Genomic DNA, 19,109 nt, shown 5'->3' on the forward strand with positions numbered 1-19,109 from the left:
CGGAGCATGATCCGCGTACCGGGCGTACCCGGGTCGTGCGACAACGCCGCGAGGCGCCGTGCCGGGCGCCGCGGACCCGGGCTGGTCCAAAAGAAACGCCCTGGGGGTGATGCGCGCGCGTATCGGTCCCGGACGGGGCGACACCACTCGTCCGGCCGGTCAGCACGCGGGTGCCGCCCGGCGGGCGGCACCCGCGTGCGGGAGGGGCGTCCCGGCCGTCCTCAGAACTCGCTGTCGATGCCGGTGACGAACGCCGGACCCAGCGGGGCGTCCTTCTCGGCGAACCCGCTGTCGCGCAGCGCACCGGAGACCAGTCGGACCGCTTCGGTCTCGGCGCCGGCCTGGTCCGCCGCCTCGACCTCGATGCGGGCGGAGAACATGCCGCCGTCCTCGACCGTCAGCAGACTCAGCTCCTCGCTCTCGCCCAGGTCCGTGTTCTGCGGATCCCGGGGACGCAGCCTGCGTTCGATGTCGGAGCGCGCGGCGTCCGGCACGCCGTTGACGAACGTGCCGGGGACGGTGATGACGTACGTGGTCATGGGAACTCCTTACGGACGAGGACACACCGGATGGTCGAAGACCGTACGAGCCGGGAGCCGGCCGCGGCGGGGTCCGCCGCCGGCGGGACCGGGCGGCGCACGGACGACGGCGACCCGTGTTGTCCTGATTGCATGTGATCCGCTCCTCCCGGCCGTGACCCGCCCGGTGTACGCCCCACCGGCTCGCAGGTGATCCACGTTCCGCGTTCCCCGCCTCCGCCCGGAAATGCGGGCCGTCCCCGGCGGCCGGCGGGCAGCGCCCGTGACCTCCCCTTTCCGCCGCGCCCCCGGTGTCCGGGAACGGCGGGCACCGGGAGCGGGAGAACACGGTCGTCACCGGATGCCCACCGTCCGCGTGCACCCCGGTAGCCTCGTCGGATCCATGCGCGCACGGCTTCTCCCGGGTGCAGGCAGAGGGCGTCGTGGCGCATTCTTGCTGTGTCAGCCACCCGGGCGGCGACGGACGAGGTAGGGCCGATGACTGGGAGAGCCGAGCACGGGACCCGGACGCCCGGACGCCTGGACCCGCTGCTCACGGGGATCACGACGGAGGCGATCAGCGCGGCCGGCGGCTTCGCGGGGGGCGTGTACCTGCGCTCCGGCACCCCCGGGCTGTTGCGGCTGGCGGTGCTCTCGGGCCTGCCCGGCCCGCTCTTCCGCCCCTGGTCGCGCGTGCACGTGGACCGCAGGTTCCCGGTGGCCGACGCGTTCCGGCTGGGCGTCCAGGTGGTGCTCGCGGACGCCACGGAGACGATGCGCCGTTACCCCCAGTTCGCGGCGGGTCTGCCGTTCCAGTTCGGCTCCCTGTACGTGCCGGTCGTGGGCAGGTCGACGACGTACGGCGTACTGACGCTGCTGCGCCCCTCGGTGTCGGACACCACCGAGGTGCTGCCCGACCGTGACCGCATGGCACAGCTGGCCGACGACCTGGGCGAGGCCCTGTGGAACCTGGAGGAGGAGGGCGGGCCCGAGGTCGTTTGGGACGGTGAGCCGCTCTGCGTACGGCCCCTGGCCAGCCATCCGCCCGCCGGGCGCATGGGGCGGTTCACCTGGGACCCGGCGTCCGGCGTGGTGACCGCGGACAGCCGTCTGCATGCCCTGCTGGGAGTACCGCCGGGCGTGCTCACGGACACCCCGCAGGGCCTGGCGGACGCGGTGGCGCCCGCCGACTCCCCGCAGATCCTGTCCGCCCTGCGGGAGACGTCCGTGGGCAGGCCGCCGCCCCTGCCCCTGCCGGTGCACGCGGCCGACGGCGGTCTGCGGCTGCTGGAGCTGTGGACCCCGGAGGACCTGCCCGTGCCGTCGCGGCCGCACACCGTGCGGGGTCTCGTCCTCGACCCGGACATCGGCTCGGCCGGCGACGGGGCGGCCGACCTGCTCCCCGAGGGCGTGTTCTGCCTGGACCGGCTGGGTCTGATCGTCTACGCGAACGAGCGGGCCGCCCACCTGCTGGACCGTCCCCGGACGCGGCTCCTGGGCCGGCCGCTGGGCGAGGAGGTGCCGTGGCTGGAGCGGTCCGCCTACGAGGACCACCTCCGCGAGGCCCTGCTGTCCTCGGAGCCGGTGCACTTCCATGTCGTACGGCCGCTCGACGACGGTGCCCGGCACGGGGAGGCGCCCGTGCCGGGGCCCGCGGGCGGTGACTGGATGGCCATCTCCGTCTACCCCGGACCCGACATCCTGACCTGCACCATCGTGTCCGCGAACCGGGTGGCCGACCCCGTCCCCACGGCAGCGCACGAGGGATCGGCGGCCACGGGTGTGCCCCTGTCCGAAAGACCGGCCGCCGGGGTCACCTCGATGGCCCCGCTCTACCGGCCGATCGTCCTCGCGATCGCGCTGACCGAGGCGGTCACCGCGCGGCAGGTGTCCGCGGTGGTGATGCAGGAGCTGCTGCCGGCCTTCGGCGGCGGCCGGCTCGCCATCTACCTGCTGCAGGAACGACACCTCTACCTGGCCTGGGAGACGGGCTTCCCGCAGGGTTTCCTGGCACCGTTCGAAGGGGTCGCGCTCGACGCGCGCATTCCCGGTGCGGAGACCCTCACCACCGGCCGCCCGCTGTTCTTCGAGTCGATGCAGCAGCTCGCGGCCGCCTACCCGGGCATACCCCTCGACGCGACGGAGGGCTCCCGGGCCTTCCTGCCCCTGATCGCCTCGGGCCGCCCGGTCGGGTCCTGCATCCTGGGCTTCGACCGCCCGCGCGGCTTCAGCACCGAGGAGCGCACGGTGCTCACGGCCCTCGCCGGGCTGATCGCCCACGCCATGGAGAAGGCACAGCGCTACGACAGCGAGGCCGCACTCGCACGGGGCCTGCAGCAGGCGCTCCTCCCCCGCCGCCTCTCGGCGCACCCGCAGCTGGAGACCGTCGGGCGCTATCTGCCGGGCACCCAGGGGATGGACGTGGGAGGCGACTGGTACGACGTCGTCGAGTCGGGGCACGGCCTCGCGCTCGTCATCGGGGACGTCCAGGGGCACGGCGTCCAGGCCGCCGCCACCATGGGGCAACTGCGCAGTGCCGTACGGGCCTTCGCGCTCGGCGACCGGTCGCCCGACGAGGTCATGAGCGGCACCAACCACCTGCTGATCGACCTCGACCCCGGTCTGTTCGCCAGCTGCTGCTACATCCGGCTGGATCCGCTCACCGGGCTGGCGCGGGTGGCCCGGGCGGGGCACCCGCCGCCGATCCTGCGGTACCCGGACGGCCGTACGCACGTCCTGGACATTCCCGGCGGGATCGTCCTCGGCGTGGACCCGCAGGCCCACTATCCGGTGACGGAGCTGCGGCTGGACCCCGGGGCCGTCCTCGCGCTCTACACCGACGGGCTGGTCGAGCGGCCCGGTGTCGACATCGACGAGGGCATCACCGCGCTGCGCGTCGCCCTGGCCCGGGCCGGAGCGCCCGCCGCGCGTCCCGGGGGCCGGTCGCTCGCGGGGATCGCCGACCGGCTCACCGCCAAGGCACGGCACGTCGCCGACCGCCCCGACGACATAGCGCTCCTGCTCGCCACGCGCCGCGTCACGCCGCGCTCGCACGGCTGAGGCCCTCTCACGCCGCTTCGGCGGCGGCGCGCGGCTCACCCGGGCGGCGGGCCCGTCATGGCGCGGCCCAGGCGTACCGGGACCCCCGGCGAGTACAGCACGCTCACCGGCTCCCCCAGGGGCGCGGGCAGCCCGGCGGACCGGACGAGGTCCTCCTCGCACGCGACCAGCGTCGCGCGGTGCAGCGGCCAGCGCGGATGGTCGTTGGGCAGGAAGCCGGCACCGCCGGAGAAGGGGTTGTGCATGCCCCAGCGGGCGGTCAGGAAGTGTTCGAGCACGGTCGGCTCGGCTATCCGCCCGGCGGGCCTGACGACGAGACGGCTGTACGCGCCCCGCGGGCCGGGCAGGCGTCGCGCGCTGGTGTAGGCGACGGTGTCGCCGTCGCTGCGCACGGACATGCGGGACCATACGTACGGCAGCCGGAAGCCCAGGCGCCCCATGAGCACCGGTACGAGCCGGGAGGCGTCCATGGAACGGAAGACCACACCGCGCCGCCCGTACCCGTCCACCGAGTACAGCCGCACGTTGGTCTCCGGGAACGAGCCGAAGTAGGGCACGCCCGGCATCCGCCACCAGGCCACCCGGTGCATGCGGAAGGCGACCAGGCCGACGAAGGTGACACCGTCCAGGGTGTCGGGGGTGGTGCCGGCGGGCAGCAGCCCCGCCACGGCCGCCGGGTCGACGGCCCAGTGCACGAAGGTGAGGTCCAGCCACTCCTGCGTCAGCAGCGGGCGGTGGAGCACGAGGGGAGCGTCCGGCGTGATCGGCTCCGGCACGGATGAGGTGATCGACACGGGCGCAAGCATCGCAGGGTCACGCCCCGGACATGACGGAACACCGTGCCGTGTGACGCGTCGCTCGGCGGCGGGCGGTGTCAGACGTCGGTGGGCAGCCCGCTGACCTCGGCGATGCCCCGCAGCTCCTCGTCCTGGCGGTGGCGCTCCCCGATGAACTCGGCGATCTCCTGGCACCGGACGGGATCGGCCGCGGTGCCGGAGTCCGTCACGACCCTGACGGGACCGCCCTCCTCCGTCTCGATCTCGACGATCTGGTTGTCCATGCGCCCCGTGACGGCGACGGCCACGACGAGGGACGCCTCGTCACGGATCTCCTGCGAGACGCCGGCGCCGTCCTCGCCCTCCAGATTGAGCTCGATCGGTCCGGCCCGTTGCTCCTGCATGGCTTCGAGCACGGGTTCGACCATGCGGAGCAGGAGCGCGTAGTCCGACGGCGTCATCCGCACACGCAACAGATCGAGGTAGAGGTCGACGGGCCGGCCCTCCGGCGGGAACTCTGATTCAGTCATGGGATTCGACTTCCCCATTGTGGGCAATGTGATCGCATCTGCCTCCAGAATGCTGGATCGGCGGACACCCCGCCGCCCGGCACCCCACCACCCGATATCGCCGCCGGACCGGGGCGGGCGGACCCGCTCGCCCCGGTGCCGTGATGTCCCGCGCCCGGGCTACGCTCCCCGGCGGATCCGGGCCGCCTTGCGGGCCTCCGCCGTCTGGCGGGCCTCCGCCGAGCGGCGGGATTCACCGCCGGAGCGGCCCGGGCGGGTGCCCATGCCGCGGAACGGGGCGCCGCCGCGCTGCGGGCGTTCCGTGATCGGGGCGGCGCCGGCGACGGGGACGCCGGACGGCGTCTGCGCGCCGGTGATGCGGCTCAGCTCGGCCTCGCCGGAGCGGACCTGCGTGACCTGCGGCCGGATACGGGCGTCGGACAGCAGGCGGGTCATGTCGCGGCGCTGGTTGGGCAGGACCAGCGTGACGACGCTGCCGGACTCGCCCGCGCGGGCCGTACGGCCGCCGCGGTGCAGGTAGTCCTTGTGGTCGCCGGGCGGGTCGACGTTGACGACGAGGTCGAGATCGTCGACGTGGATGCCGCGGGCCGCGACGTTGGTCGCCACCAGCACGGTGACCGCGCCGGACTTGAACTGCGCGAGCGTCCGGTTCCGCTGGGGCTGCGACTTGCCGCCGTGCAGGGCGGCGGCCCGCACCCCGCTGCCGAGCAGGTGCCTGGTGAACTGGTCGACGGAGTGCTTGGTGTCCAGGAACATCAGCACACGCCCGTCCCGGGCGGCGATCTCCGTGGCGGTGGCGTACTTGTCCGCACCGTGCACGTACAGCACGTGGTGCTCCATCGTGGTGACGGTGCCCGCCGACGGGTCGACCGAGTGGACCACCGGGTCGTGGAGGTAGCGGCGTACCAGCAGGTCGATGTTGCGGTCCAGGGTCGCCGAGAACAGCAGGCGCTGCCCGTCCGGCTTCACCAGGTCCAGGAGCGCGGTGACCTGGGGCATGAAGCCCATGTCGGCCATCTGGTCCGCCTCGTCCAGGACGGTGATGCCGACCCGGTCCAGCCGGCAGTCCCGGCGCTCGACGAGGTCCGCCAGGCGGCCCGGGGTCGCGACGACGACCTCGGCGCCCGAGCGCAGCGCGCCGGCCTGCCGGCCGATCGACATGCCGCCGACCACGGTGGCCATCCGCAGTTTCAAGGCCTTGGCGTACGGCGTGAGCGCGTCGGTGACCTGCTGGGCCAGCTCGCGCGTGGGGACGAGGACCAGGGCCAGCGGCTGCCGCGGTTCGGCGCGCCGCCCGGCCGTGCGGGCCAGCAGCGCGAGGCCGAAGGCGAGGGTCTTGCCCGAGCCGGTACGGCCGCGGCCCAGTACGTCACGGCCCGCGAGCGAGTTCGGCAGCGTGGCGGCCTGGATCGGGAACGGCTCCTGCACGCCGAGGCCGGTGAGCGTCTCCAACAGCTCCGTGGGCAGGCCCAGTTCACCGAAGGACGCCACCGCCGGGAGGGCAGGGGTGAGGGTGGCGGGCGGCGCGAACTCCCCCTGCACCGCGGCGGGACGCCGTCCGTTGCCACCCGGACGGGCGCCGGGACGGCCCTGCCCCTGCGAGCGGGAGCGGCCACCGCGGTCGAAGCCGCCGGATCCGTCCTTGCGGTTGCTTGCGAAACGATCGTTCGTGCGAGCTGATCGGTTCATGGAGAACCTTCCTCGATATGGCACGTATCGAGGAATTCTCGGCACAGGAAAAAGCCGAATGAATTGCAAGAACGAGCCGAATGTAAGTCAGAACCCGGCCGGCCACGCCGACGCGGCACACCGGGTCGCAACAGCGCGGACGCGACGGAAATTCCCGCCGCGGGACCCGGGTCGTCAAGAACACAAGAAGCTGGGGCCCCACCGCGAGGTGGGACCCCAGCTGCTCTGCTGCGCTACGGCATCAGGCGGGAGTGATGTTCTCCGCCTGCGGGCCCTTCTGGCCCTGCGTGACATCGAAGGTCACCTTCTGGCCTTCCTGGAGCTCACGGAAGCCCTGGGTGGCGATGTTCGAGTAGTGGGCGAAGACGTCCGGGCCGCCGCCGTCCTGCTCGATGAAGCCGAAGCCCTTTTCGCTGTTGAACCACTTGACAGTTCCAGTAGCCATTTTTTTATCCCTTTCGGGGCAGTACCCGGGGGCCCGCACTGTGTGGACCCCTGTGACGCCGCAATTGACCCCGTCCGGAATGAAATGCCGGAAATACAAAAGTGCCCGACGAATACGAATTCGCCTGCGGCACTTGAAGTGTGCGGGAACTACAACTGCAACTGGATCAAGACTAGCACGCAGGGCCCGTCAGGCAACGGCACGGCGACACCTCTCGAGAACCGTTACGTACGGACCGCACGGCCGGTGCCCGGCCGGTGCACGACTCTGGAAACTGACGCCTCGTCAGGTTACGCTCCGCGCATGATTCCCACGGTGGTCTGGGGTACCGGAAACGTGGGCCGCGCGGCGATCCGCGCGGTCGAGGCACACCCGGCGCTCGGCCTCGCCGCGGTGCTCGTCCACAGTCCCGGCAAGGTCGGCCGCGACGCGGGCGACCTCGGCGGTCTCGGCCGGGGCCTGGGTGTCGCGGCGACCGACGACGTCGACGCCGTGCTGGCCGCCCGCCCCCGGGCCGTCGTGTACGCGGCGTCGGGCGACATCCGGCCCGACGAGGCCCTGGCCGACGTCGGCAGGGCGATCCGGAGCGGCGCCGTGGTGGTGACGCCGTCGCTGTACCCGCTCTACGACCAGCGCAACGCCCCGCCCGAGTTCCGCGAGCCCGTGCTCGCCGCCGTCGCGGCCGGCGGCGGGTCGCTGTTCGTCTCCGGTGTCGACCCGGGCTGGGGCAACGACGTGCTGCCGCTGCTGGTGAGCGGGCTCGGCACGGTCGTCGACGGCATCCGCTGCCAGGAGATCTTCGACTACTCCACGTACGACCAGGAGGAGTCGGTGCGGTTCCTGGTCGGGATGGGGCAGCCCATGGAGTACGAGCCGCCGATGCTCGCCCCGTCGATCCCGACGATGGTGTGGGGCGGGCAGATACGGCTGATGGCCAGGGCCCTGGCGGTGGAGATCGACGAGATCCGCGAGACCCTGGAGCGGCGCCCGCTCGACGTCACCGTACGCACCCGGACGATGGGCGTGTTCGAGGCCGGCACCCAGGGCGCGGTGCGCTTCGAGGTGCAGGGCCTCGTCGGGGGCGAGCCGCGCATCGTCGTCGAGCACGTCACCCGGATCCATCCCTCCTGCGCCCCGGACTGGCCGGTGCCGCCGGGCGGCGACGGGGCGCACCGCGTGATCGTCGAGGGCCGCCCGCGCATCGAGGTCACCGTCCAGGCGACCGACGAGGGCGAGAACCGGTCGGCGGGCGGGAACGCCACGGCGGTCGGCCGGCTGGTCGGCGCCGTCGAGTGGCTCGTGGCCGCGGAGCCGGGACTGTACGACGCGCTCGACGTCCCGCTGCGCCCCGCGGCCGGACGGCTCGGCAGGAAGTGACACCGCGCAGGCGAAGGAGCCCCGGATGAACGTCGACGTCCCCGACGGCAGGAACCCGATCGAGTACGTGTGGGGCGAGATGGTCCCCGGCATCGGACCCGCCGCGGCGGACTTCTCGCTCGCCGTGTACGCCCACACGACCCTGGGGCTGCGTGAGTTCGAGGCCGCGCGGCTGCGGATCGCGCAGATCAACGGCTGCCTCTTCTGCCTCGACTGGCGGACCGAGCGGGACGGGCGCAGGGTCGAGGAGGGGTTCGCCGACGCGGTGACGCGGTGGCGCACGGCCGACGCCCTCGACGCGCGCACCCGCCTGGCCGCCGAGTACGCGGAGCGGTACGCCCTGGACCACCACGGTCTCGACGAGGAGTTCTGGGCGCGGATGACCGCGCACTACAGCCAGGCCGAGATCGTGGAACTGACCATGAGCCTCGGCTCCTGGCTGGCGTTCGGCCGCCTCAACCGCGTCCTGGGGCTCGACGCCATGTGCGTACTGCCGGGGCACGGATAGGCCCCCGGAAGAGGGGTCCGGGACCGTCCGGTGGGGCGGCCCCGGCCCGGTACGGGTGTCACTACAGGTCCGCGGCGATGATCGCCTCGATGTTCCGCTCGGCGAGCGCCGTGATGGTGACGAACGGGTTGACGCTGGTGTTGCCCGGGATGAGCGCCCCGTCGATGACGTACAGACCGGGGTGTCCGTGCAGGCGGCCGTAGTTGTCGGTCGCCTTGTCGAGCACCGCGCCGCCCAGGGGGTGGTACGTGAGGTGGTCGCCCCAGATCTTGTACGTACCGAAGAGATCGGTGCGGTAGATCGTGCCCTCCTTGGCGTTGATCCTGTCGAAGATCGTCTTGGCCATGTCGATGGACGGCTGCTTCCAGGCGGTCTGCCAGTCGAGGTCGACCCGGCCGGCGGAGGCGTTCCAGGAGAACCGGGCGCGGTTCGGGTTCTTGGTGATGGACAGGTAGAACGAGGCGTAGGTCTCGATGCCGGTGGGCAGGGGCGCCACCTCGGCGAACGCGCCGCCCGCCGCCCAGTTGTCGATGCCGGAGCACGGGATGGACGACTGCAGGGCGCCGGTGGGGTCCCACAGGTGGTTGGCCCGGCCGCACATCACGTTGCCGTTGTCGCCCCAGCCCCTGCCGACCTCGCCGTTGAGGTTCGGCAGCGCGCCGGTGGCCTTGAGCCGGACCAGGAGTTTGCTCGTGCCGACGCTGCCCGCCGCGAAGAACACGCGGTCCGCGGTGACGGTCTTGGTGGTCGTGGTGGCGCCGGTGGTGTCGAGCTGGTCGATGACGACCAGGTAGCCGCCGCCGGTGGCCGGGGCGACCGAGGTGACCTTGTGCAGCGGTGAGACGAAGACGTGTCCGGTCGCCCTCGCCCGGGCGAGGTAGGTCTTCTGCAGGGACTTCTTGCCGTAGTTGTTGCCGTAGAGGATCTCGCCCGCGAGTGCGGACTTCGGGACGGTCCCGGCGGCCTCCTGCTCCATGTAGTCCCAGTCGTACACGTCGGGCACGAAGACGAACGGGAAGCCCGAACGCTGGGCGTGCTTACGGCCGACCCTGGCGTACTGGTAGCAGTCGGCGGTCTCGAACCACGCCGGGTCGACCGTGCCGACACCGAGACCCGCGTTGGCGCGCGGGTAGTAGACGGAGTACATCGGGCCGGCGTCGACCGACGGGAGGACGGCACCGAAGTTCTCCCGCCTGGGGGTGACCGCCATGCCTCCGTTGACCAGCGAGCCCCCGCCGACGCCGCGGCCCTGGTAGACGATGATGCCGCCCATCTCCTCGGCGTCCAGGACGCCGGTGTAGCGCGGGACGTCCCTGTCGATGGGAAAGCCGAGGAAGTTGCTGAGCGGCTGCTTCGTCCTGGTGCGCAGCCAGTAGGACCGCTGGTCGGGGCTGGTCGTGTTGGCGAAGATCTTGCCGTCCGGCCCCGGGGTGTCCCAGGCCATGCCCATCTCGATCATGTGGACGTCGACCCCGGCCTGAGCCAGCCGCAGCGCGGCAACGGAACCGCCGTACCCGGTGCCGATCACGAGCGCGGGCACCCGCGCCCCCGGCTCGATCACGGCGGTCGCGGCAGCGGTGGCGGCGTGCGCCGCGGCCGTGTGCCCGGCGAGCGCGGCCGAGCCGAGAAGAGAACCGGTTCCAGTGATGAATTTTCTACGGGAGACACCTCTGAGGCGGGTCCCACGTGGGGAATCGTCGTTCATGCGCAGCTCCTCACTCTCCATAGAGTGAAACGGGTTCTACTGGGAGCCCCCTGAGAAGTCACGCCATACCCTGAGGTAACTTTCGAACGATCACAAACTGGGCATCACGCACGCAGCAGACGGCGGGCGGTCAGCGCGAGACTGAGCTCCACCATGTCGGCGGGGCGGGTGAGCGAGCGCCCGGTCAGCTGTTCGCACCGCTTGAGCCGGTTCAGGACGGTGTTGCGATGGCAGTACAGGCGGACACTCGCCCGCTGCGCCGACCCGTCGCACTCGAGCCACGCCGCCAGCGTGTCCAGCAGGATGTCGCGGTCGGACGGCTCCAGACGCAGCAGCGGTCCGAGGACCTCCTCGGCGAGGGCGGCGCCCAGCTCGGGGCACGACATCACCAGAGCCGCGGGCAACTGCTCGGTCAGCCGTACGGTGTCCCCGTCGGCCGCGCACATGCTCAGCGCCATGTCCGCCAGCCTGCGGGCGTCCCCCACCGCGGCCAGCCCCGTCACGAGGGGCCCGACGCCGACCCTCGTACCCGCGGGGGCCCGCAGCCCCTGCCCCGGTCCCGGCAGGTCCGCGCCGTCGACCAGGACGATGCCGTGGTCGACGTCCACGCCGGTGTGCCAGTACACGCGCGCACCGGACGGGACGACGGCGGCGTGCAGGGGGGCGCGGCCGCTCCGGCGTCCGCCCGCGACGGCGACCACGGCGTAGCGGCCCTGTTCGGGCAGGTCGAGGGCCTCCGCCGTCTCGGCGACGTCGGCGATCCGGCTCGTGCCGTCGAGCAGGGCCGCGGTCAGCAGGCGCACGCGGTGCTCCTGGCGCCAGGCGTGCTGCCGTTCGACCTTGCGGTAGACGTCCGCCACGAGGGTGCAGTGCTCGTCGACGAAGTTCCACACGTCGGCCGCCACGTGGACGAGCAGCCGGACGTCCTCGGGGGCGGTCCGGGAGGTCTCCTCGACGAGCGTCTGCCAGATCAGGGATCCGCCGAGCCGGAAGGCGTGCAGGAGCGCATCGAGCGGCAGGCCCTGTTCGGCACGCGCCGCGCCGATCTTCCACGAGCAGCGCAGCGCCGCCTCCCGCGCGCCGCGCGGGTCGAGCAGGGAACCGACACTGTGCCGCAGCGAGCGGTGCGCCTCCTGCCAGGTGCCCACCGGATCGCTCTCCAGTGTGCTCCGGTAGGCGGGTTCCCGCTCCCGCAGCACCGCCACGAGCCGGTCGGTCAGCTCGGGGAGGTTGTTCAGCAGCACCCGGGCCGACCGGTGCAGTACGCGCAGGGCGTCGGCGTCGATCAGCGAACGGACCTTCGGGGCACGCGACAGCGTGACGGACGGCGGTCCGTGTCCGAGCTCGACTCGGGACCGTACTGCCTGATGCATCGCGTTCTCCCGGGGCGTCGGCTCCGTGCGGTGCGCTCGCGGCGGTCCCTGTGCGGCCACCTGTCGGCCGCGGTCCCCCGCGATGGTCGGCACCTGTCTCGTCCTGCCCCGTAGAATGACATACCGTCCAGTCGGTCCCTAGGGTTCTGCGTCGTTCTTTTCGCTCCGCGTCCCGCGCCGTCCGCCGGGTGACGGCTCTCTCCGCGTGCTCCGGGTTTTCAGGGGAATCCGGATGCCGAAGGGGAGGAGAGGTGTCATGCATCTGGCACGTGGAGGCGGCGGCGATCCCGGATCCTGGCTCTGGGCCCTGGGCGCCCTCGCGCTGTACGCACTGATCAGTTACGCGCTGGCGTACCGGGCGCGCACCCGGCGCGGCTCCGGGCATCCGGGCCACGACGCCCTGCACGACCTCAAGGACCGGGAGGAACCGCAGTCACCCCGGCAGCGTCTCCTGAGCCGCGCGGCCATGCTGGGCGGTGCGGGGGCGACCGTCCTGGTCGCCCTGTCCACCTCGGGCGTCCTGCGGGTGGTGGCCGCCGGGGCCACCGCTGTCGTGGCGGTCGGGCTGTGGGCCTACTACGACCACCGCACCGAGAACCCGGTGGTCCGCGGACGGTGATCCGGGACGCCCGCGGGCCCCGGACACGGGTCTCAGGGGCCGGAGCCTCAGGGGCCGGAGCCCGGATCCGGCTCCACCGCGTCGGTGATGCCGGCCCGGGCGGCCTCGAGCTGGGCGGCGAAGGCGACGCCGAGGAAGAGCGCGATGCCGGTGAGGTTGGCCCACAGCAGCAGTGCGACGAACGCGGTGAGCGGCCCGTAGACCGCGCCGAACGACCCGCTCCTGGCGACGTAGAGCGCCAGCAGCCAGGTGGCCACGACCCAGAGCACCAGGTGGACCGCCGAGCCGAAGGCCAGCCAGGTGTATCCCGGCTGGTCCCTGCGAGGGGCCCAGCGGAAGATCACCGCGGAGGCGACCCAGGCCAGCGCGACACCCAGCGGCACCTCGACCGGCCCCCACCAGTCGAGGCTGTCCCGGGACCAGCCGAGGGCCTGGACCACCGACTCCCCCACCGCGTCACCGGCGACGAGGACGAGGAACCCCAGCACCAGCGGCATGCCCGCGGCGAGGGCCAGAAGCAGGGAGCGGCCGTACTTGACCAGGAAGGGACGGTCGCGCTCGATGCCGTAGATCCGGTTGGCGCCCCGCTCGACCTGGCCCATCGCCGAGGCCAGGTTGAGCACCGCGAAGGCGAGGCCGAGCCACATCGCGAGGGCGCCCCAGGCGCCGGACCCGGCGCTGCGCGCCGTCTTGTCCAGCGCCTCCTCGACCAGAGCGGCGCTGGCACCGGGCACGATCCGGCCGAGGGTGAGCTCGATGATCCGCCCGATGCTCTCGGTGTGGACGGTCGTGGCGACACCGACCAGCGCGATGGCGAAGGGGACCATGCCCACCACCACCTGGAAGGCCAGGGAGCGCGCGTGGCTGAAGCCGTCGGCGTAGCGGAAGCGGGAGAACGCGTCCACCAGCAGCCGGCGGCCTCCGTAGCGCCGCAGCGCGGTGAGTGCCTCGTCCCCGGAGAGTTCCTCCCCGATCATGTCCCGCGTCTGCGGGACGTGCACGGCGGTACCCATCGCGTATGTCTCCTCGTGTCGTCCGGCCCCGGACGCCGGTGATTCGGTCCCCGGCCGAGCCCTTCGTACCGTCTTGCCGGTCGTCGGGGATTCAGCCGTCACCGGCGGGAGATGATCGCACGTGCGTCCGGCCGGCGTCCGGACCGGGCCGGGCACCGGCCGGTCGCGGTCGCCATGGGCCCGGCGGCACCGGGCGCGCGGATCCGGTCCGGCGCAGCGTCAGGCGGCGTGCCGGCGGACGGCGTCGAGCAGGCCGTCGATGTCCTGCGCGGTCGTCGCGAACGAGGCCACGAAGCGGACCACGCCGGGCTCCCAGCGGTCGTGGTAGAAGACGTACCCGTCGGCCAGCAGGCCCTCGGTGACCTGCTGCGGCAGCCGGCAGAAAAGAATATTGGCCTCCGCGGAGCCGAGGAGGTCGACTCCGGGCACCGCCTTGAGGCCCTCCTGGAGACGGGCGGCCATCGCGTTCGCGTGGGCCGCGTTGCGCAGCCACAGGTCGTCGGTCAGGTAGGCCTCCAGCTGGGCGGCGTGGAAGCGCATCTTGGAGGCGAGCTGGCCGGCCCGTTTGGCACGGAAGGAGAGTTCGGCGGTGAGGGAACGGTCGAAGACGACGATCGCCTCGGCCGTCATCGTGCCGTTCTTGGTGGCTCCGAACGACAGCAGGTCGACACCGGCCCGCCAGGTCAGCTCGGCGGGGGTGGCACCGAGGGCCGCGACGGCCCCGGCGAAGCGGGCACCGTCCATGTGCAGGCGCAGCCCCGCCTCCTGGACCGTGGAGCCGAGGGCGCGCAGTTCCTCGGGGGTGTAGACGGCGCCGGTCTCGGTGGCCTGGGTGACGCTGACCACGGAGGGCTCCACACTGTGCACGTCTCCGGCCTTGTGCCGGACGGCCGCACGGAGTTCGGCCGGGTCGATCCGGGCGTCGTGGCCGCCGAGCGCGACGAGCTTCGCGCCCGAGGTGTAGAACTCCGGCGCCCCGCACTCGTCGTTGTTGATGTGGCTGTCGCGGTGGCACAGCACGCTGCCCCACGGCGGGGTGAGGGCGGCGAGACCCAGGGCGTTCGCGGCGGAGCCGGTGGAGACGATCAGGACGTCGACGTCGCGTTCGAAGATCTCGCCGAGCCGGCGGCGCACACCGGCCGTGACGTCGTCCGCCCCGTACGGGGAGGCCTGTCCGGTGGCGGCCCGGACCACGGCCTCGACTATCTCGGGAGAGGCGCCGGCGGCGTTGTCGCTGCTGAACATACGGGCGGTCGCGGTGGTGCTGTCGTTCATGCCTGCGGTCCTGGCTTTCCTTGGACGTGGACGGTGGGAGACGTGCCGGCGGCGGGCGGCCGCGGTGCGGCGGCCCGGATGAGCTGGCGCAGTGCGCCGTAATAGACCTCGTGGTCGGTCAGGGCGGGCAGGATCGCCGCCATGTTCCCCGACAGGACCGGATGATCGTCCGGGTCGAGGGCGGCCAGGGCGGTGCGGGTGAGCGCCTGGGTGCCCTTGGGGTCGCGGTGGTCGACGAAGCTCGCGCTGCCGAGGGTGAGCAGGTACATCCGCCGGTAGGCGGTGATCGCCTCCTCCGCGGTCATCCCGGCCGCGAGGCTGTCGGCGAGCTGCGGTTCGACGAGGCGGGCCAGCAGGTTCGGCCCCAGCCAGGGGCGGGCGCCGCGCAGGGCGAGCAGGCCGGGGTGGGCCGACAGCAGCCGGTACAGGGCGGTGAACCGCGTCTCGGTGGCCGCGGCCCAGTCGGTGCCCGGCCCGATCTCGGGAAGGCGGGCGGCCAGCTGGTCGGTGCACAGGTCCAGCAGTCCGGCCAGGTCGGTGCAGCGCCGCTGGAGGGAGGCGAGCGAGATCCCCAGCCGCGCGGCGAGGGCGCGGAACGTCAGCGCCCCGGGCCCGGCCTCGTCGACCAGCAGCAGGGCGGCCCCGGCGATGCGGTCGGGGGTCGCGCGGTCCAGGGACGGAGAGTTCTGGGGCATGCGTGTCACTGTACGGTACGCCGTATCAGCTTGTGGACCCCCTGGTGGCGCACGGAGCCCGGCCACCCCTGGGGGCGTCCGGGCTCCGGTTCACCGGTTCCGGTCACCGGCTCCGCTTCACCGGTCCCGTCTCACCGGCCCCGCGGCGGCGTGGTGAACGACTCGTCGAAGTCCTCCTGCCGGACCACGCTCAGAGCCCAGATGATGAAGCCCGAGGCGGCGATCATGATGATCGACCAGACCGGGTAGTACGGCATGGACAGGAAGTTGCCGATGATGATGAGCCCGCCGATGGCGATGCCGGCGACTCTCGCCCACGTCGACGCCTGGAAGAGTCCGACGCTGACGATCACGGCCACGGTACCCAGGGCGAGGTGGATCCAGCCCCAGCTGGTGAGGTCGAACTCGAAGACGTAGTTGGGCGTGTTGACGAAGATGTCGTCCTCGGCGACCGCCATGACCCCCCGGAGGATGTCGAGCACACCGGCGATCATGAGCATGATCGCCGCGAAGACCGTCAGGCCTTCGGCCCAGTGCCGTCCGGCCGAGTGCGCGCGCGCCTGGCCGGTGTGTGTCGCAGTCATCCCGATGCCTCGATTCAGTGTCGTGCGATGCCGTCAGTGACCGGCCGCCGAAGCGCCGGCGCCCGTCCGTACCGAGGCGCCGGAGCCGCTCAGCACCAGCTCCTTCGCCCGGTGGAACTCCTCCTCCGTGATGTCGCCGCGGGCCTTGATCTCGGACAGCTTCGCGAGTTCGTCGGCGCTGCTCGGCCGGTCCGCGCTCCGGGCGGTCTCCCGGACGTACGACTCGAACACCTCGTGCTGTGCGCGCGCCTGCGCCACCTCGCGGTGCCCCATGTGCTTGCCCCGCGCGATCACGTAGACGAAGACGCCGAGGAAGGGCAGGAAAGCCACGAACACCAGCCAGCCCGCCTTGCCCCAGCCGCTCATGTCGTCGTCCCGGAAGATGTCGACGACGATCCGGAACAGCAGGACGAACCACATGATCCACAGGAAGAAGACCAGCATGGACCAGAAGACACTCATGAGCGGATAGTCGTAGGCGAGATACATGTCTTTCCTCCGTTCTGGGCGTTCGCCCAGCCGTTTTCCACCGGTTTCAGCGTGCCGGGGCAGGGACCCGGCGGCTTCACCCGGAGCGGGTGAGAGGACCGGGCGCCTGCCGCGCGGGGCGGGAAGGGGCGCGTCCGCGCCGTTCACGGGACGGCCGGACCGGGGGCCGCGCTGCCGCCCGCCGGGGTGGCGGCCGCGACGGCGACGAGCACCGCCACCGCGGCCAGCACCGCCAGGACCAGCACCAGGACGAGCGCCACGGCGCCGACCGTCGGGTGGTTCCAGAGCACCAGGGCCAGGGCGCCCGCCCCGATGACGACGCCGGTGGCCACCGACCGGCGGGCGGCCAGCCGGCGCCCCACCGGACCGATGCGCACACCGGCCCGGCCCAGCGCCCGCCCGGCCGCGCCCGCACTCCGCCGGACGCCGGTCCGCAGGCCGACGGCCCCCCGTCCCGGGCCGTGCAGGTACGCGGCCGATGCCGTGATCAGCGCGACGACGAGAAGGGTGCGCGTGCTGTCGCGCAGGAAGCGTACGAAGGTGTCGAAGACCGCGGTGGCGGCTTCGGGCGGCAGCGCGGCGGCCGGGACCGTGTCCAGGTAGACCCGGCGCACGACCGCCAGCGCGACGAGCAGCACCACCATCATCAGGCCGGTGCCCAGTGCCGTGACCAGCAGCATCACGCGGTGTCCGGGGGCGGTCCACACGGCCAGGGCCGCGAGGGCGACGGTGAGCACGGGCAGCCAGGTGCCGACGACGTCCAGCAGCCGCATCGCGTCCTGCGCCCTGGCCAGTTCCGCGGTGCGGAACAGGGTGACGGTCCGGTCGCTGTCCGGGATGGCGGCGGCCTTCTCGAAACCCTGGTCGACGAGGCGCCGGCGCACCTGGTCGACCACGGACCCGATGTCCAGTTCGACGGCGTCCCCGGTGGCACGCAGGGCACCGTGCCGCTCTCCGGTGAGCATGCGCAGCACGGCGGCGTGCGCCCGGCGGTTCGATCCTTCCCACGTCTGCCGGAAGAGGTCGCTCGTGACCACCCGGTCGACGTTGCGCCGTACGACGGTCCGCACCGCGGTGTCCAACGGGCCGGTGAGGGCCTGTGCCCCCGCCACCACGCGCGGCGGTGCCCCGGCGTCCGCGAGCACCTTCGTGAGCGAGGCCGCCACCGCCCCGACGTCCACCTGCCGCACCACGCGGTCGGTCAGCCGGTCGGTCACGACCTTCTGCACGGCCGGGTCCGACGCGAGGGGGGCGACGGTCTCCACGTACCGTCCGGTGTCGGAGACCGTGTCGTGCACCCAGGCCGCGACGACCGCCAGGGGTGCCAGCAGGAGCGCCGCCAGGAGCAGGACCGTCGCGCCCAGCCGGCGTGCCCGCCGGTGGCGCAGGGTCGCGGCCGTGCGCAGCCGGTCGTACTCCGCGCGTTCCGCGGGGTCCAGCACCTCGCCGGTCCCCGCGGGGCCACCGGAGTGCGGCGGTACGGAACTGCTGCCCGGGACCATGGCTCCTCCTCGGAGGTGTACGTCCGGCAGTGGCACGCTGCCGACGGGTTACGGGGTCCGCGGCGCCCGGCGCCGGCGAGGGATCTCAGTCGGTCCCGGCGCGGCCGGGCCAGGACGCGGCGCCGGCGGAACCCGCGGAGTGCACGGAGCCCTCAGAGCCCTCGGAACCGTGCGGTCCCGCCGCGCTCCCCCTCTTCGGCGCCGCCCGCCACGCGAAGGCGACCACCACCTCCGCCAGGCCGAGCAGGACCAGCCACAGGCCGAGCAGGCGGGTCAGTGCCCGGGCCGACTCGGTCGGCAGGGCCAGCACCACGATGCCCGCGAGGATGCCGATCACCGCGGCGCCCAGGAGGAAGCCGCGGTGGGGCAGGCCCCTGGCCACGATGGCCGTGTAGAGCGTGAGGATGCCGGACACCAGCCAGAGGACCCCGACGATCAGCGAGAGCGCGGCGACGGTCTGCAGCGGATTGCGCATGCACAGCACCCCGGCCAGGACGTACAGCACCGCGAGGAGCAGACCCGGCAGCCGTTCGCCGGGGTCGTCGCGCGCGAAGGACGCGACGAACCGGAAGCCGCCCGTCACCAGCAGGTACAGACCGACCAGGACCCCGAGGACGTGCAGCGTCCCGTCCGGCCAGACCAGGACGAGGATGCCGGACACGAACGTCGCCAGCGCCGAACCGAGGATCCACGTCCAGGAGCGCCCGAGCCTGCCCAGCGCCTCCGCCGGATCCGCCGCGGCCCCCGGGGCGGCCCCGGCGGACGGGGACTGCGGTGCGGAACGCGGTGCCGAACCACGCGACACGGTCATGGCTCCTCCTCGCGCGGCCGGCGGAGCACCGCGGACGGACCGCCGGCGAGACGGTGGGTGGTGACCTCGCCGCCAGCGTCGCGCCGGCCACCGGCCACCGGATCACCCCCGGCGGGTGATCCGGCACCGGAGGGACGGCG

General features: G+C 72.8%; 18 protein-coding genes. 4 read left to right on the forward strand and 14 right to left on the reverse strand.

Annotation, left to right across the window (positions count from 1 at the left end; all coding sequences use genetic code 11):
* Window positions 1-221: 221 nt before the first annotated feature.
* A complete protein-coding gene (locus tag QFZ75_RS03030) occupies window positions 222-539 on the reverse strand; it encodes a hypothetical protein (protein WP_307533685.1) in 318 nt (105 codons plus the stop codon).
* A 477-nt stretch (window positions 540-1,016) separates the two neighbouring features.
* Here QFZ75_RS03030 and QFZ75_RS03035 point away from each other — a divergent pair, with 477 nt between their 5' ends.
* Window positions 1,017-3,578 (forward strand): SpoIIE family protein phosphatase, encoded by a 2,562-nt coding sequence (locus QFZ75_RS03035; protein ID WP_307533686.1) that lies wholly within the window; start codon window positions 1,017-1,019, stop codon window positions 3,576-3,578.
* A 35-nt stretch (window positions 3,579-3,613) separates the two neighbouring features.
* Here QFZ75_RS03035 and QFZ75_RS03040 read toward each other — a convergent pair whose 3' ends face one another.
* From QFZ75_RS03040 to QFZ75_RS03055, 4 genes are all read right to left on the reverse strand, one after another.
* A complete protein-coding gene (locus QFZ75_RS03040; RefSeq protein ID WP_373465803.1) occupies window positions 3,614-4,384 on the reverse strand; it encodes a YqjF family protein in 771 nt (256 codons plus the stop codon).
* A gap of 68 nt (window positions 4,385-4,452) precedes the next feature.
* A complete protein-coding gene (locus tag QFZ75_RS03045) occupies window positions 4,453-4,884 on the reverse strand; it encodes a hypothetical protein (protein ID WP_307533688.1) in 432 nt (143 codons plus the stop codon).
* A gap of 159 nt (window positions 4,885-5,043) precedes the next feature.
* Window positions 5,044-6,573, reverse strand: coding sequence for a DEAD/DEAH box helicase (locus tag QFZ75_RS03050; RefSeq protein WP_307533689.1), 1,530 nt, complete (start codon window positions 6,571-6,573; stop codon window positions 5,044-5,046).
* A gap of 241 nt (window positions 6,574-6,814) precedes the next feature.
* A complete protein-coding gene (locus QFZ75_RS03055; protein WP_055510728.1) occupies window positions 6,815-7,018 on the reverse strand; it encodes a cold-shock protein in 204 nt (67 codons plus the stop codon).
* A gap of 303 nt (window positions 7,019-7,321) precedes the next feature.
* Between QFZ75_RS03055 and QFZ75_RS03060 the strand changes: the two genes are divergently transcribed.
* Both QFZ75_RS03060 and QFZ75_RS03065 read left to right on the forward strand, forming a co-directional pair.
* On the forward strand, window positions 7,322-8,395 hold the full coding sequence (locus tag QFZ75_RS03060) for a dihydrodipicolinate reductase (RefSeq protein WP_307533690.1): 1,074 nt from the start codon (window positions 7,322-7,324) through the stop codon (window positions 8,393-8,395).
* 25 nt (window positions 8,396-8,420) lie between these two features.
* Window positions 8,421-8,903 (forward strand): carboxymuconolactone decarboxylase family protein, encoded by a 483-nt coding sequence (locus tag QFZ75_RS03065; RefSeq protein WP_307533691.1) that lies wholly within the window; start codon window positions 8,421-8,423, stop codon window positions 8,901-8,903.
* Window positions 8,904-8,964: 61 nt separating this feature from the next.
* Here the strand turns inward: QFZ75_RS03065 and QFZ75_RS03070 are convergent, their stop codons facing one another.
* Together QFZ75_RS03070 and QFZ75_RS03075 are read right to left on the reverse strand one after the other, a co-directional pair.
* Window positions 8,965-10,608, reverse strand: coding sequence for a GMC oxidoreductase (locus QFZ75_RS03070; protein ID WP_307533692.1), 1,644 nt, complete (start codon window positions 10,606-10,608; stop codon window positions 8,965-8,967).
* Between the two features lie 104 nt (window positions 10,609-10,712).
* Window positions 10,713-11,981, reverse strand: coding sequence for a CdaR family transcriptional regulator (locus QFZ75_RS03075; protein ID WP_307533693.1), 1,269 nt, complete (start codon window positions 11,979-11,981; stop codon window positions 10,713-10,715).
* A gap of 256 nt (window positions 11,982-12,237) precedes the next feature.
* Here QFZ75_RS03075 and QFZ75_RS03080 point away from each other — a divergent pair, with 256 nt between their 5' ends.
* Entirely contained in the window at window positions 12,238-12,600 is a 363-nt protein-coding gene (locus tag QFZ75_RS03080) for a hypothetical protein (RefSeq protein WP_307533694.1), read from the forward strand.
* A 47-nt stretch (window positions 12,601-12,647) separates the two neighbouring features.
* Here the strand turns inward: QFZ75_RS03080 and QFZ75_RS03085 are convergent, their stop codons facing one another.
* From QFZ75_RS03085 to QFZ75_RS03115, 7 genes are all read right to left on the reverse strand, one after another.
* The gene (locus tag QFZ75_RS03085) at window positions 12,648-13,613 is read right to left on the reverse strand and encodes a YihY/virulence factor BrkB family protein (protein WP_307533696.1); all 966 of its coding nucleotides are present in this window, start codon (window positions 13,611-13,613) and stop codon (window positions 12,648-12,650) included.
* Between the two features lie 219 nt (window positions 13,614-13,832).
* Entirely contained in the window at window positions 13,833-14,888 is a 1,056-nt protein-coding gene (locus QFZ75_RS03090) for a low specificity L-threonine aldolase (protein ID WP_307533698.1), read from the reverse strand.
* Window positions 14,885-15,583, reverse strand: coding sequence for a TetR/AcrR family transcriptional regulator (locus QFZ75_RS03095; RefSeq protein ID WP_307533699.1), 699 nt, complete (start codon window positions 15,581-15,583; stop codon window positions 14,885-14,887). Before QFZ75_RS03095 ends, QFZ75_RS03090 begins: the two co-directional genes overlap by 4 nt.
* A 131-nt stretch (window positions 15,584-15,714) precedes the next feature.
* The gene (locus QFZ75_RS03100) at window positions 15,715-16,167 is read right to left on the reverse strand and encodes a hypothetical protein (protein WP_307533700.1); all 453 of its coding nucleotides are present in this window, start codon (window positions 16,165-16,167) and stop codon (window positions 15,715-15,717) included.
* Between the two features lie 33 nt (window positions 16,168-16,200).
* The gene (locus tag QFZ75_RS03105; protein ID WP_307533701.1) at window positions 16,201-16,656 is read right to left on the reverse strand and encodes an SHOCT domain-containing protein; all 456 of its coding nucleotides are present in this window, start codon (window positions 16,654-16,656) and stop codon (window positions 16,201-16,203) included.
* A 143-nt stretch (window positions 16,657-16,799) separates the two neighbouring features.
* Complete coding sequence (locus QFZ75_RS03110; protein ID WP_307533702.1) at window positions 16,800-18,158, reverse strand: hypothetical protein; 1,359 nt, start codon at window positions 18,156-18,158, stop codon at window positions 16,800-16,802.
* Window positions 18,159-18,243: 85 nt separating this feature from the next.
* Window positions 18,244-18,969, reverse strand: a complete 726-nt coding sequence (locus tag QFZ75_RS03115; RefSeq protein ID WP_307533703.1) for an HdeD family acid-resistance protein — start codon at window positions 18,967-18,969, stop codon at window positions 18,244-18,246.
* Between the last annotated feature and the right edge of the window lie 140 nt (window positions 18,970-19,109).

The sequence above is a fragment of the Streptomyces sp. V3I8 genome, from assembly GCF_030817535.1.
GTDB lineage: Bacteria > Actinomycetota > Actinomycetes > Streptomycetales > Streptomycetaceae > Streptomyces.

Coding starts and splice junctions, on each gene's coding strand:
- QFZ75_RS03075 (WP_307533693.1), bottom strand. CDS start 11,981: ATGCATCAGGCAGTACGGTCCCGAGTCGAGCTCGGACACGGACCGCCG.
- QFZ75_RS03060 (WP_307533690.1), top strand. CDS start 7,322: ATGATTCCCACGGTGGTCTGGGGTACCGGAAACGTGGGCCGCGCGGCG.
- QFZ75_RS03110 (WP_307533702.1), bottom strand. CDS start 18,158: ATGGTCCCGGGCAGCAGTTCCGTACCGCCGCACTCCGGTGGCCCCGCG.
- QFZ75_RS03070 (WP_307533692.1), bottom strand. CDS start 10,608: ATGAACGACGATTCCCCACGTGGGACCCGCCTCAGAGGTGTCTCCCGT.
- QFZ75_RS03085 (WP_307533696.1), bottom strand. CDS start 13,613: ATGGGTACCGCCGTGCACGTCCCGCAGACGCGGGACATGATCGGGGAG.
- QFZ75_RS03045 (WP_307533688.1), bottom strand. CDS start 4,884: ATGACTGAATCAGAGTTCCCGCCGGAGGGCCGGCCCGTCGACCTCTAC.
- QFZ75_RS03030 (WP_307533685.1), bottom strand. CDS start 539: ATGACCACGTACGTCATCACCGTCCCCGGCACGTTCGTCAACGGCGTG.
- QFZ75_RS03080 (WP_307533694.1), top strand. CDS start 12,238: ATGCATCTGGCACGTGGAGGCGGCGGCGATCCCGGATCCTGGCTCTGG.
- QFZ75_RS03090 (WP_307533698.1), bottom strand. CDS start 14,888: ATGAACGACAGCACCACCGCGACCGCCCGTATGTTCAGCAGCGACAAC.
- QFZ75_RS03055 (WP_055510728.1), bottom strand. CDS start 7,018: ATGGCTACTGGAACTGTCAAGTGGTTCAACAGCGAAAAGGGCTTCGGC.
- QFZ75_RS03050 (WP_307533689.1), bottom strand. CDS start 6,573: ATGAACCGATCAGCTCGCACGAACGATCGTTTCGCAAGCAACCGCAAG.
- QFZ75_RS03095 (WP_307533699.1), bottom strand. CDS start 15,583: ATGCCCCAGAACTCTCCGTCCCTGGACCGCGCGACCCCCGACCGCATC.
- QFZ75_RS03100 (WP_307533700.1), bottom strand. CDS start 16,167: ATGACTGCGACACACACCGGCCAGGCGCGCGCGCACTCGGCCGGACGG.
- QFZ75_RS03065 (WP_307533691.1), top strand. CDS start 8,421: ATGAACGTCGACGTCCCCGACGGCAGGAACCCGATCGAGTACGTGTGG.
- QFZ75_RS03115 (WP_307533703.1), bottom strand. CDS start 18,969: ATGACCGTGTCGCGTGGTTCGGCACCGCGTTCCGCACCGCAGTCCCCG.
- QFZ75_RS03035 (WP_307533686.1), top strand. CDS start 1,017: ATGACTGGGAGAGCCGAGCACGGGACCCGGACGCCCGGACGCCTGGAC.
- QFZ75_RS03040 (WP_373465803.1), bottom strand. CDS start 4,384: ATGCTTGCGCCCGTGTCGATCACCTCATCCGTGCCGGAGCCGATCACG.
- QFZ75_RS03105 (WP_307533701.1), bottom strand. CDS start 16,656: ATGTATCTCGCCTACGACTATCCGCTCATGAGTGTCTTCTGGTCCATG.